The 12,941-nt window shown below is 42.1% G+C and carries 13 protein-coding genes; 12 read left to right on the top strand and 1 reads right to left on the bottom strand.

The window, feature by feature from the left end:
* Positions 1-91 precede the first annotated feature (91 nt).
* A complete protein-coding gene (locus tag VS868_RS14880) occupies positions 92-1,375 on the bottom strand; it encodes a dipeptidase (protein ID WP_345598519.1) in 1,284 nt (427 codons plus the stop codon).
* 242 nt (positions 1,376-1,617) lie between these two features.
* On the opposite strand from VS868_RS14880, the gene VS868_RS14885 reads away from it, so the two are divergent.
* From VS868_RS14885 to VS868_RS14940, 12 genes are all read left to right on the top strand, one after another.
* A complete protein-coding gene (locus VS868_RS14885) occupies positions 1,618-2,016 on the top strand; it encodes a hypothetical protein (protein ID WP_266068593.1) in 399 nt (132 codons plus the stop codon).
* 198 nt (positions 2,017-2,214) lie between these two features.
* Positions 2,215-2,730: a GNAT family N-acetyltransferase gene (locus VS868_RS14890; protein WP_345598520.1), complete on the top strand. Its 516-nt coding sequence runs from the start codon at positions 2,215-2,217 to the stop codon at positions 2,728-2,730.
* Positions 2,731-2,853: 123 nt separating this feature from the next.
* Positions 2,854-4,740, top strand: coding sequence for a S9 family peptidase (locus VS868_RS14895; RefSeq protein WP_345598521.1), 1,887 nt, complete (start codon positions 2,854-2,856; stop codon positions 4,738-4,740).
* Between the two features lie 130 nt (positions 4,741-4,870).
* Entirely contained in the window at positions 4,871-5,218 is a 348-nt protein-coding gene (locus VS868_RS14900; protein WP_266068596.1) for a hypothetical protein, read from the top strand.
* 91 nt (positions 5,219-5,309) lie between these two features.
* Complete coding sequence (locus VS868_RS14905) at positions 5,310-5,783, top strand: hypothetical protein (RefSeq protein WP_345598522.1); 474 nt, start codon at positions 5,310-5,312, stop codon at positions 5,781-5,783.
* A gap of 180 nt (positions 5,784-5,963) precedes the next feature.
* On the top strand, positions 5,964-6,098 hold the full coding sequence (locus tag VS868_RS14910) for a hypothetical protein (protein WP_345598523.1): 135 nt from the start codon (positions 5,964-5,966) through the stop codon (positions 6,096-6,098).
* A 64-nt stretch (positions 6,099-6,162) separates the two neighbouring features.
* Positions 6,163-7,995: an ABC transporter ATP-binding protein gene (locus tag VS868_RS14915; RefSeq protein ID WP_345598524.1), complete on the top strand. Its 1,833-nt coding sequence runs from the start codon at positions 6,163-6,165 to the stop codon at positions 7,993-7,995.
* 143 nt (positions 7,996-8,138) lie between these two features.
* A complete protein-coding gene (locus tag VS868_RS14920; RefSeq protein ID WP_345598525.1) occupies positions 8,139-8,609 on the top strand; it encodes a hypothetical protein in 471 nt (156 codons plus the stop codon).
* Positions 8,610-8,619: 10 nt separating this feature from the next.
* Positions 8,620-9,168, top strand: coding sequence for a 2'-5' RNA ligase family protein (locus VS868_RS14925; RefSeq protein WP_345598526.1), 549 nt, complete (start codon positions 8,620-8,622; stop codon positions 9,166-9,168).
* Positions 9,169-9,314: 146 nt separating this feature from the next.
* Entirely contained in the window at positions 9,315-10,430 is a 1,116-nt protein-coding gene (locus VS868_RS14930; RefSeq protein ID WP_345599844.1) for a hypothetical protein, read from the top strand.
* A 31-nt stretch (positions 10,431-10,461) separates the two neighbouring features.
* Entirely contained in the window at positions 10,462-12,087 is a 1,626-nt protein-coding gene (locus VS868_RS14935; RefSeq protein WP_266068602.1) for a BCCT family transporter, read from the top strand.
* Positions 12,084-12,941: a universal stress protein gene (locus tag VS868_RS14940; protein WP_266068603.1), complete on the top strand. Its 858-nt coding sequence runs from the start codon at positions 12,084-12,086 to the stop codon at positions 12,939-12,941. The genes VS868_RS14935 and VS868_RS14940 overlap by 4 nt, the downstream gene beginning before the upstream one ends.

Below are 12,941 nucleotides of genomic sequence, written 5' to 3' on the forward strand. Positions count from 1 at the left end.
ATTCCTTTTTTAAATAAAAAACTGCCTGAAAATAGCCTTTTAGGTATTTAAAAGGGCAAATCTCAGGCAGTTTTTGTTCCGTAGTATTTTTTTACTTCGTCTGCAGACTTTGAGCTACGGCCTGTACTTCATCAAGTACCCGCAGTAAGTTCTCGCCCCAAAGTTTAGCAATATCTTCTTTGGTATAGCCTCTTTTGACTAACTCCAGAGTCACATTTAAAGATTGAGAGGCATCACTCCAGCCTTCAATTCCGCCGCCACCGTCAAAATCTGAACTAATCCCCACGTGGTCTATCCCAATTTTCTTAACCAGGTAATCTACGTGGTCTACAAAATCTACTATGCCTACCGGTGGAACTTTTTCTTTTAATTTCTTGATTTTTGGTTCGGCCAGTTTTCTCACTTTTCTGAAATCTTCATAGTAGGCACTGCGCTTTTCCTCTTCCATTTGCCATACTTCAGTACGGGGCAGGAGCTCAAAACCTACTTTTTTACCTACTTCAGCATAAACTTTATTCACCGCAGCATCATAAGCATTGTTCTTTTCGGTATTGAGATAAGCGTCAAAAGCTACTGTTTGAATCACCCCGCCGTTCTCTTTTAACCACTGCAGCTGCTCATCATCAAGGTTTCGGCTGTGGTTGCACAAACCTCTTGCCGAAGAATGTGAAGCAATAATTGGAGCTTTAGACAGCTCGATCATTTGGCGCATAGATTCTTTAGAAGGGTGTGAAACGTCTATCATCATGCCCAGGCGGTTCATCTCCTTTACAACTTCTTTCCCCAAATCACTTAGCCCGCCATGTAGCCACTCATTATTAGCTTCGCCGGTGTTTGAATCACAAAGCTGGCTGTGCCCGTTATGAGATAAAGACATATAGCGCGCGCCCAGATCATAGAATTTCTCAACGTTGTCAAGGTCTGTCCCAATAGGGTAGCCATTTTCTACGCCAATCATCGCCACTTTCTTTCCCTGTGCAACCAATTTGCGAACTTCGGCACTGGTGGTGGCCAGGCCCATCTGTTCTGGAGCTATATCTTCTACAAGCCGGTGAATGGCCTCAAATTTTGAGAGCGCTTGTTTATGCGCCGTCTCGTAACCTGCAGCATTGAGTTCTTCCTGCCCGGTATAGACAATCAACCAGGTGACATCAACCCCTCCTTTTTCCATTTTTGGCAGGTTAACCTGGGTGTCAAGATCCTGGGTGTAGTTTGTTTCGGCAGTAAAATTATTTACATTAATATCGTTGTGGGTGTCTATTGTAATTACTTCATGGTGGATCTCCTGAGCCTTTTTTAAAAGGTCATCATCAGTAGATTGTGCACTTGCAGCAAAGGCCGCAAAAAATACAAGCAGGTATTTTTTTGAGAACATAAAAATTTGGATTTTGTTTGAATGGCTCAAAATACTAATTTATTTTCTCTTGTGATTTGGGAAGCTTTAGGACATGAAAGAGTACTGTACTTCGATATTCCCATGTTATTGTATTCTAACGTTTTGAAGATCTTGATGCAGGTTTTTCCCTATTGATTCGGATATTTATTTTGTTATTTATACCTTGTTAAAAATTTAACAGGAATTACTGAGTCCGAAGTAACACTTTAAAAGTGCAGGTCATGAAAATTAGATATTGCAAAAGCGTCATCAGGAACAACTACGGGTACGGCCTTACCATGATTGGGTTAGGTTTTTTTGCTGTTTACATCAATAGCAGTTCAGTATTTAGCTATTTATGGATCTTTTTGGGGATCCTTCAGGCAGGTACATCTTATTACCGCCAAAAATATCAATACCTCACCATACGCGAAGACCGGCTTATAAGGCATACTATTATCCCTAAGAGCATTGCTTTATCAGATATCAAAAGGGTGAGGCGGTATATGGATAGCTATAAAATTGAAACTCACAACGAATCAATGCGTATCGAGAAGCATTTCATAGAAACTGAATCCTTGCAAAAGCTCAATCTTTTTCTGAAAGATCTAAACCCAAAGGTTTCTCCGCATCTTAGGTAATATTCGTTGTTTTATCACTTCGGAAATTTTTTCCTTCTGAAGATTTCTTCTGAAGTGGAAGCAGTTATTTCTGAAGTTTTTTCTGAATGTAATAGCGCCAAAAGCGGAATTCGAGCCTACTGAAGTATTTCAGCAAACTACCGGCTGAAAAATCTGAGTAAACTATTCAAAAATGACAAAAATCCCTTCTGTTTTTTCATGAGACCTGTTTCCTTATATGAAACTGAGAGGCTTTATCTAAGGCCTGCCGGGAGAGAAGATGCCGCTTTTATTTACGAGCTTCTCAACACCCCAAAATGGCTTGAACACATTGGAGATCGAAATATTACCAGTATTGCAAAAGCAGAAGAATACATCGTCGAAAAAATGCTGCCGCAGCTCGAAAAATTGGGTTTTACCAATAACGTTGTGATTCGCAAAGCCGATGGGGCAAAGTTGGGTACTTGCGGCCTCAATGTCAGGAACGGCTTTAGTGATCTCGATATAGGTTTTGCCTTTTTACCCCAATATGAGCAACAGGGCTATGGATTTGAAGCTGCATCGTGCCTCTTAAGGTTTGCAAAGGCAGAAATCCCTCAATTTAAAATCACCGGTATAACTTCTAAACAAAACTTCGCTTCTCAAAAGCTGTTGGAAAAACTGGGAATGCAGTGTGCTGAAGAAATAAGCTTTCCAGGAGAAGAGGAAAAGGTATTGCTGTTTCGCCTTCGGTAATTGGTTGCAAGGAATTTTTCACCTCTCTACATCAGGCTTTTTTCTTATTTTTAACATATCAATTTAACGGCTTTTACCCCATAAAGTTCCCGGGGGAATTTACCGGTATTAATAAATTCAAACATGAAAAACTTATTTATCCTTCTATTGTTTATAGCCTTCGGCTTTAGCGCTAACGCCCAGGTAATGACCCCCGAGAAGCTGTGGTCTATTGATCGCGTATCGGGCGTGGGATTGACAGAGGATGGCAAAAGTGTCATTTTCAGGACCCGATCTTATGATATGGTTGAAAACCAAGGCACTTCAGAAACTTTTGTAATCCCGCTAAAAGGAGGAGAGCCGGTTGCCGTCAAAAGTATCGATAGCATTTACAGCGACGGAAAAACTTCACCTACAGGGGAATGGAAGATCATTCCGAAGCAAGTGGAAGTGGAGCCTGTTACAGGAGAAGATTTCTACCCCGATCTCAAAAAATCTGACGTATATATTTATGACGACCTCAATTATCGGCATTGGGATACCTGGGAAGATGGACATTACAGCCATTTATTCCTTCATAATACTTCAACCCAGGCAGAGATCGATATCATGGAAGGCGAACCTCACGATACTCCTTTGCAACCTTTTGGAGGGCCCGAAGATTATATCTGGAACAATGATGGCACCAAAGTGTACTATGTGTCTAAGAAGCTTAAAGGAAAAGATTATGCCGTTAGCACAAATACCGACATCTATGTCTATGATATAGCTACAGGAACTACCGAAAATCTTACTTCAGAAAATAAAGGTTACGACACTCAGCCGGCGTTTTCCAAAAATGGTGTTCTGGCCTGGCTGCAAATGGACGAACCTGGATATGAAGCCGATAAGAATGACATTATCGTGTTGAGAGACGGCCGCAAAATAAATCTAACCCAGCAGTGGGACGGAACAGTGAATAGCTTTTCGTGGAGTAATGATGGCAAAAAGATCTATTTTCTGGCCCCTGTAAAAGGCACCCAGCAGCTTTTTGAAATTGATCCATTCTCCAAAAAAGCTTCTGAAGTTAAGCAGATCACGCAAGGTCAGTTTGATCTAACGGGAATGATAGGGCAATCGGGAAATATCCTGGTAGTCACCAGGACCGATATGAACCATGCAGCCGAAATTTATACGGTTAATCTCAAAACAGGAGACCTTACCCAGCTTACCCACGTGAACGATGAGTTTTATGACGGAATAAAAATGAGTTGGGTTGAAAAGCGGATGGTTCCCACTACCGATGGGAAGGAGATGCTTACCTGGGTGATCTATCCTCCCGACTTTGATCCTAATAAAAAGTACCCCACCCTTCTTTACCTGCAGGGCGGGCCACAATCGGCTTTGTCTCAGTTCTATTCCTTTAGGTGGAACTTCCAGTTAATGGCTGCAAACGGATATATCGTGGTAGCACCAAACCGCAGGGGAATGCCCGGCCATGGCGTAGCGTGGAATGAACAAATAAGCGGCGACTGGGGCGGACAAAATATTCAGGATTATTTATCGGCTATTGATGCCGTAAGTGAAGAGGAATATGTAGATAAAGACCGCCTGGGTGCAGTAGGTGCAAGCTACGGGGGTTATTCCGTGTTTTTTCTTGCCGGAATGCACGAAGGCCGATTTAAAAGCTTCATTGCTCACGACGGAATTTTCAATACCCGCAGCATGTATGGTACTACCGAAGAACTTTTCTTCGTAAATAAAGATATGGGTGGCGCTTACTGGCAAGACCCTGTTCCCAAAGCCTATACCGATTTTAATCCGGTGAACTTTGTACAAAAATGGGATACACCCATCATGATCGTACAGGGCGGAAAAGATTTTCGCGTACCCATAGGGCAGGGGCTGGAAGCTTTCCAGGCAGCACAGTTACGTGGAATTAAAAGTAAACTGCTCTATTTTCCTATGGAAAACCACTGGATCTTAAATCCGCAAAACGCAATTGTATGGCAAAAGGAATTTTTCAAATGGCTTGAAGAAACATTGAAATAAAAAGTAAATAACTAAGCGCTAAAGTTTTTAGGAAAAGTTTTAGCGCTCAATTAAGTCTATAATTTTTAAAAGTTTTAACTTATTTATAAGAAACTTCAATACTTTTGCCTCCCGCAATAAATTACACATCATGAAAGCAAGAACCTGTCCTAACTGTGGTTACAAGTATTCCTTTTGGCTGCACCTTAAAAAGCACTTTTTTCAGAATGTGTTTTCCCCCTGGGAATGTAGAAATTGTGGTGCAGAACTAATTGTAGATGCCCGCAGGAGAATTTTACTTGCCGTTGTGGGAATTTTGCCCGCCGCAGCCCTGCCCATCCTTACCGATTTTTTTATGGGATATTACCTGGGCCGCACTGTAAGCATCACTGTTTCGGTGGTACTGGTTATCATTTGGGCTACCTTTATTTTCAGTCTTGATCATTTTTACCTTGCCGAAGCCGGGCCTGTAAATGGTGATAAAAAGAAAGGTGAATAACATTTTTGAGAGGTATGTTATGCCCGGCAGGAGGCATGGCTGTTTCCTCTAATTTTATCAGCATTAACCTCCTAAAAAGAGCACTCTCACTATGGAATATTTAACCCTGGCCCGTGTACTTCACGTCCTGGCAGTTGTTGTGTGGATAGGTGGAGTTTCTATGGTCACTACCGTAATCATTCCGGCGGTAAAGAGAATGAGTTCCAGGGAAGAACAGATGGAAACCTTTGAAAAGATTGAAGGAAGATTTTCGCTACAGGCAAAAATCACCACCCTGCTCACAGCACTTACAGGTTTCTATATGCTGCACCTTTACGGCTGGGAAAGACTGCTTGACCCGCGGTTTTGGTGGATTCACGCAATGATCCTGGTATGGATCATTTTCACCGTGATCCTTTTTATTCTTGAACCTTTCTTTTTACACAGGCTATTCAGGAAATACGCTGCAGAAGACCCCGAAAAGGCTTTTAGGATTATTCACCGCGCCCACTGGGTTTTACTGGTGTTAAGCCTTATCACCATTTTTGGAGCGGTGGCAGGCAGTCACGGCTGGTATTTTGTCTAATAATTTTTCTGAAATTTCTTCGGAATTTTTCCGTGATGTGATCTTCTGGGGTCTCAAAAATGGCATTTTTAAAGCTCTTTTCTGAAACTTCTGTGTTTATTATTTCTGAAAATGTTTTCCTTCAAGACTGAAATAAAAACTACTGAAGTAGAATGCTTCCGGAAGTGAAAAATGGGTGTTTTGAAGCAACAATTTAATCTAAATATTGATAAACTGAAGCTTTCCAGCTACTACAATCCTTCCGAAGTAGCTTTTAGTTCTACATTTTCAAATTTTCTTTCTCGCGAATTCACTTCCTGTATTCCCGGAGTATAATCTGCCTCAAAAATGCTATTTTTGAGCAGGCTTAAGCCGTTACTTAACCTAATACTTTAATAATTTGCCACGACCCCAAAAATCGCTTGAACCCAATAAATTTAAATTCCGGGAGAGTTTTGCTTCCCTAAAATTTGTGCCGCGATTCTTCGGGGAGATCAGGAAAGTTAATCCGCGGCTTTTTTACCTGAATATTTTTCTTCGCCTTACAAATGCTGTATTGCCTGTGCTTATGCTTTGGGTGGGAAAATTAATTATTGATGAGGTGGTAGTACAAATAGCGGCAGATGTCAAAGACCTTGATCACCTCTGGGCACTGGTGGCAGCCGAATTTGCCCTGGCTGTGTTGTCTGACCTTTTTAGCCGGGGTATTAACCTGAGCGACGCATTATTAGGAGACCAGTACTCAATTAATACTTCAGTAAAGATCATCAGGAAAACTTCCGAAGTAAACCTTGATGAACTCGAAGATTCAGAATTCTACGACAAGCTTGAAAGGGCACGCCAGCAAACCACAGGTCGGGTTGGCTTGATGTCTAACATTCTTACCCAGGCCGAAGATATTATAGTGATCGCTACTTTACTGGCGGGAGTGGTGGTTTTTGAACCCTGGCTTATTATTCTGCTGGTAGTTTCTATCGTTCCCACCATGATCAACGAGGTTAAATTTAGCGGTACCAGTTATTCTTTGGCCAGAAGCTGGACGCAGGAACGGCGGGAGCTCGATTATTTGAGGTACGCGGGGGCCAGTGATGTGACCGCCAAAGAGGTGAAGCTTTTTGGTCTTTCAGACTATCTTGCCAACAGGTTCAAGGGATTGTCTGATCTTTATTACACCCAGAGTAAACAACTGGCGAAGCAGCGTGCCGGCTGGGGATCTTTTTTCAACGTTATTGGCACCACAGCTTATTATGGGGCCTATGTGCTCATCATTTTTAGAACCGTGGCAGGAGTTTTTTCCCTGGGGGATCTAACTTTTCTTTCAGGGTCGTTTAACCGGCTAAGGCAAAAGCTGCAGGGATTTTTCACCCGCTTTACCGCAATCACCGAGACCGCACTATACCTTCAGGATTATTTCGAATTTCTTGACCTTTCCTATCACGAATCGGCTTCAGGAGGTAAAACTCCGCTTCCGAAGGAACTTAAAGAGGGCTTTGAATTCAGGAATGTAGGATTTAAATATCCGAAATCTGAGAGGTGGGTGGTGAGAAACATTAATTTTAAGCTGAAAGCCGGGGAGAAACTTGCGTTTGTTGGAGAGAACGGGGCCGGAAAAACGACACTTATAAAATTACTGCTTCAGTTCTACGAACCCACTGAAGGTGAAATATTACTTGATGACATTCCTGTAAAACAATTTGACAGGGCGGCTTATCAAAGGTACTTCGGTGTTATTTTTCAGGATTTTGTAAAATTTGAACTCACCCTCAGGGAAAACATTGCCATGGGCGAGATCACCGAAATTAATGACCAGGGCCGTATAGAAGGGGCAGCCGAAAAAAGCCTAGCAAACCAGGTTGTAAGTGAACTGCCTTTTGGATATGACCAACAGCTGGGCAAAAGGTTCAAGCAGGGAAAAGACCTATCTGGCGGCCAGTGGCAAAAGATTGCCATTGCCAGGGCTTATATGAAAGATGCCGAAGTCCTGATCCTCGATGAACCTACCTCGGCTCTTGATGCCCGTGCCGAAACTGAAGCTTTTGACAGGTTTATTAAACTTACCCGGGGCAAAACGGCCGTGATTATCTCACATCGTTTTAGTACAGTGAGAATTGCGGACAGAATTATGGTGTTAAAAGATGGGGCTGTACTTGAGCTGGGAACTCACGAAGAACTTATGCAAAACAATAAGCTGTATTCGGAATTGTTTAACCTGCAGGCGGCAGGATATAAATAGTTTTTTAATTGTACTACTTCTGAGGCCAACGCCACACAGGGTTTTAAAAAATAATTGCTGTTTTTTTATAAAAGAGGTGTTTTTAGAGTAACTTCCTTCTCAAATATGCGTCAAACAGGTAACAAGCGCATACTTTCAAAAAAATGAGAATAGAGGAGGCCATTCAACGGTTAGACCGATACACGGCAGCACCGGGCACAACAGAGTCGGTAAAGATCAGGCAGCGTTTTAGTACCATCCTTCAGGAGGTGAAATACAAGAATTTTCCGCCAGAAAAATTGGCACCACTTGAACACAAGCTGGATATTATGTTCAAAGACATTAACCTGGAAGGAAATAATGGTGATGAGCAACTGCAGGCTCACCTTAAAAATCTGGTTAAATTTCTACGTACAGATTTTGGTTTGGTTCCCGAAGGCTATTGCGCCCTGTTAGGTATGCGTGTAGGGCTGGGGGCAGGCTTCATTCTACTTTTATTGCTTTTCTTCTATACAGAATCAAGTTTTAAATATTACAGCCCTCTGGGAGGGTTGCTAATGGGAGTAATGATAGGATCGGCTTGTGACAGGCGGGAAAAAATGAAGGGTAAAACTTTATTGACCCGCATGGTATAAGCTTCCAAAAATGGCATTTTCAAGAGCTCTTTATTTTGTAGCCCTCGTTCCTCCCACAGCAGTGAAAGAGCAGGTGAAGAATATGAAACTGGAGATCAAAGAAAAGTTTCAGGTTGCGCATGCACTCAAATTACCAGCCCATATCACTCTTATTCCACCTGTGTGGCTTTCAGAAGACCAGGAAACACAATTTATTACCTGTCTTAGATCGGTTTCACAAGATCATAGATCATTTTCTATAGCCCTCAGTGATTTTGGGCATTTTAAACAGCGCACCATCTTTATCAATGTGGTAAACCATGAGCCTGTAATCAGTCTGCATGAAAACTTACTTCAGAAATTATCAGGATTACTACCTCCCAACCATCCGGAGAAGCTGCATCCTCATGTTACTCTAGCCACGCGGGATCTCACTTATCAGAAGTTTCCAAAAGTGTGGCAGGAGTTCAAAAATGGCATTTTTTCAGCTGAATTTCAGGTGGATGCGTTAACTCTCTTTAAACACAATGGAAAAACCTGGGACGTGTTGGAAGTTTTTACATTTTCAGAAAAGAATTGATTCTGTATCATTTTTCAGACATTTAAAGTCGTAGAACAGGCGTCTTAACAATATTTTATAGGCCTTTAAAGGTACTTTCCATACTATTCAACTTAATTTAGAGGTTCATTCAAAATTATTCCGTGAAAAAACCTCTACGAATTTTAATCTTTTTATTTTTCCTGTGGGGCTGCTTCTTTTCGAATCTTGTGCAGGCGCAGGAATCCCCTGAAGTCAAAATAGGGGGTGCATTACGTTTCAATTACAATCTTTCTTCCTGGAAACCCGAACAGAAAAGCAGGGGCGGAGACTTTGGTTATGACATGTTCAGGATCAATGCTGTAGCTGCATATCGTGGGATCTATGTGAATGCCGAATTCCGTCATTATTCTGAAGCTTTTGGCGGCGGAATGTTAAAGCAGGGATGGTTTGGTTACCGGTTTAATGAAACTAAGGAGCTGCAGGTAGGTCTCACACAGGTTCCATTAGGGATACAGCAATACAATTCCCACAACTGGTTCTTTAACCTTGGGTATTATATGGGACTGGAGGACGATCACGATATGGGAATAAAGTATATGAACCTGGGGGAGAAATGGGAATACCAGATAGCCTATTTTAAAAATGCCGAGGAGTTGAATTTTGGAGATGCTTCAGTGGTTTCTCCCAGCAGGTATTCTTATGATGTGGCGGGGAATAATAAGGAAGTACATCAGGGAAATATCAAGCTGCTCTATAAATGGGGAGACAGTTTAAAGTCGCGACTTGGAGTTTCAGCCCAATACGGCGGACTCTATAACATCAATACCAAAAGAAAGGGAGACCATTACGCTTTGGCTGCGCATTATGAAGCCGATTTTAAGCAGTGGAATCTTAAGACCGAAGCCATGCTGGTTTCTCATAATCCCAATAATGCAGAAGGTGTTTCACGAGAGATCATTACCATGGCGGCTTATGGGGCTCCTTACGAAGTAGCTTCCGATTTCAATCTTTATACCCTTGCAATTGCCCGCGACGTACCGGTGAGTTGGGGGCCGGTATCCAATTTACAGTTCTATAATGATTTTGGGTACATGCAGAAAAAGCCGGCTTCTTTTGAAGATTCATTTATGAATGTTACAGGAGTATTGATTTCAGCAGGTAACCTGTATACGTATATAGATTATGCCGCCGGATATAACCATTCCTGGCTGGGCGGGAATTTTGTGAATGACTTTGCCGCAGGAAACCCCGATGCAAAGTGGGAAGCGAGGTTCAATATTAATTTCGGATATTATTTTTAAGTCCGGAGAGACGAATTAAAATTTAGAGACCATGGCAAAAAAGATCGTAAGAAGTGATGAAAGGAAATCTATAATGGGCCTCAACGTCAATGGTCCTGTGTTTTTCACTTCATCTATTATCATTATTATAAGTATAGCACTCACCCTTATTTTCGAGGAGCAGGCCGAAGGATATTTTAATGCTATTCAGGCTTTCGTTTCCAATAACGGAGGTTGGTTCTTTGTTTTATGCGTCAACATCTACTTAATATTTGTGCTGTACCTTGCCTTTAGTAAATTCGGAAATATTAAAATAGGCGGAAAGGACGCAAAACCCGAGTTCAAGACTCTCTCGTGGTTTGCCATGCTTTTTAGTGCAGGGATGGGTATTGGGCTATTATTCTGGAGTATTGCCGAACCTGTAACACATTTTATGAATCCGCCATTAACAGAGGGTGGCACGCCCGCTGCTGCGCAGGAAGCTATGAATTTCACTTTTTTACACTGGGGTTTTCATGCTTGGGGAATCTATGCTCTTGTAGGGCTTTCACTTGCTTATTTCACTTATTCCCACGGGTTGCCACTCACCATACGCTCAGTTTTTTATCCTGTTTTAGGCGATAAAATCTACGGAAAAAGAGGGGATCTCATTGATATATTTGCTGTTTTGGCTACTCTTTTTGGACTGGCAACTTCCCTGGGGCTGGGTGTACAGCAAATAGCAGCAGGGCTAGCCCATGTTTTTGGATTGGACAGCGGTATCATTACCCAGGTAAGCCTTATTGCGATCATTACGGCTATTGCCACAATTTCTGTTGTGCTGGGTGTAGATAAAGGCGTCAAATTCCTGAGTGAATGGAATATGAGAATAGCGGTCTTGCTATTGCTTCTGGTGGTAGTACTGGGGCCAACAATCTTCATTTTTCAGTCTTTCGTTCAAAACACCGGAAGTTATTTCTATAGCTTTTTAGAAATATCATCCTGGACAGAAAGCTACACCGGCAATAACTGGCAAAACGCATGGACCGTTTTTTACTGGGGCTGGTGGATTGCCTGGTCTCCTTTTGTAGGGATGTTTATCGCCCGAATTTCAAAGGGGCGTAGCATAAAAGAGTTTATTCTGGGAGTGCTGGTTGTGCCTTCGCTTCTTACTTTTTTCTGGATCACAGCCTTTGGGAGTACCTCTATTCAGCAGGCACTTTTAGGAGACCAAACTATCATTAATGCTGTTGATGATAATGTGGCCACTGCGCTCTTTGTATATCTTGAAGACTTTCCTTTTTCGGTGGTATTAAATATTATCGGAGTCATTTTAATCGCAGGTTTTTTCGTCACCTCGTCAGATTCAGGTTCTTTGGTAGTAGACAGTTTAACCTCGGGAGGAAAAATAGATGCCCCTGTAGGGCAACGTATTTTCTGGGCAGTAGCCGAAGGTGCCATTGCAGCCGTACTATTAATAGGGGGAGGTTTGCAGGCGCTGCAAACAGCCTCAATAGTAACCGGGTTGCCTTTTGCTTTTATCCTGCTCTTCATGTGTTATTCCCTCTATATTGGCGTGCGGGATGAATACTTAAAATCTGAAGAGAAAAAGGCGCAGAAGGAATTAGAAAGTTATGAAGAAGTAATTTCAGATATTATCAAAAAAAGAGGAGGAACCCATAAAGAAAATCAGTCATGAAAAAGATCAAAAATATTCTTGTCGCCCTGGATCTTTCAGCTATAGATGAAAAACTAATTACCTATGCGTCTTTTATTGCTGAAAAGCTGCAGGCAGAGAACGTTTATTTTGTACACAATATCAAGAAATACGAGATCTCTGAGCTTTTTGAAGAACACCTGAAGGATGTGAACCTGGATGAGGTGATTGGGGATGAATTAAATGAGAAAGTAAAAACACATTTTTCGGCCTCTGCAAACTGGGAGGTGCTTATTTCTGAAGATCCTTACAGCGAATCCCTTCTCAAGTACATCGTTGACAAGTACAGTATCAATCTGGCTGTGGTTGGTAACAAGAAGCATGAGAAAGGAACAGGAGTAGTGAGTAGTAAACTGCTGAGGTTGCTGCGATGTGACCTTTTGGCTGTTCCTGCATCTGCCCATGAAAAAATAGAGGTTATTTGGGCAGGAACCGATTTTTCACAGGATTCCCGAAAAGTTTTCAGCAGAACCAAAGAACTGCAGGAGGGAGGGGACGTACTGCTGAAGGTGGTTCATGTTTACAGTGTGCCCGTACAATTTTCTCCATATGTTTCGCCCGAATCAATGGGGCCAAAAGTGGAAAAGCATGTGAAAGAAAAATTTGATAAATTCCTGAAGAAACTGAATTATTCCGAAAACATTGAGCCTCTCATTTTTATGGGAAGAGAATCGGGAGCAGCACAGAAGATACTTGCAAACCTTCGGAACTCGCCGGTAGACCTCCTTATGGTAGCAGATAAAGGAGGTAACACTTTTTCTCCTTTCGCTGTGGGTACCATGACCGAGGAATTGTTCAATGCAAACCTGAATGTGCCACTGTGGGTGGTAAAATAG

It is taken from the genome of Salinimicrobium sp. 3283s, from assembly GCF_039602225.1.
GTDB lineage: Bacteria > Bacteroidota > Bacteroidia > Flavobacteriales > Flavobacteriaceae > Salinimicrobium > Salinimicrobium profundisediminis.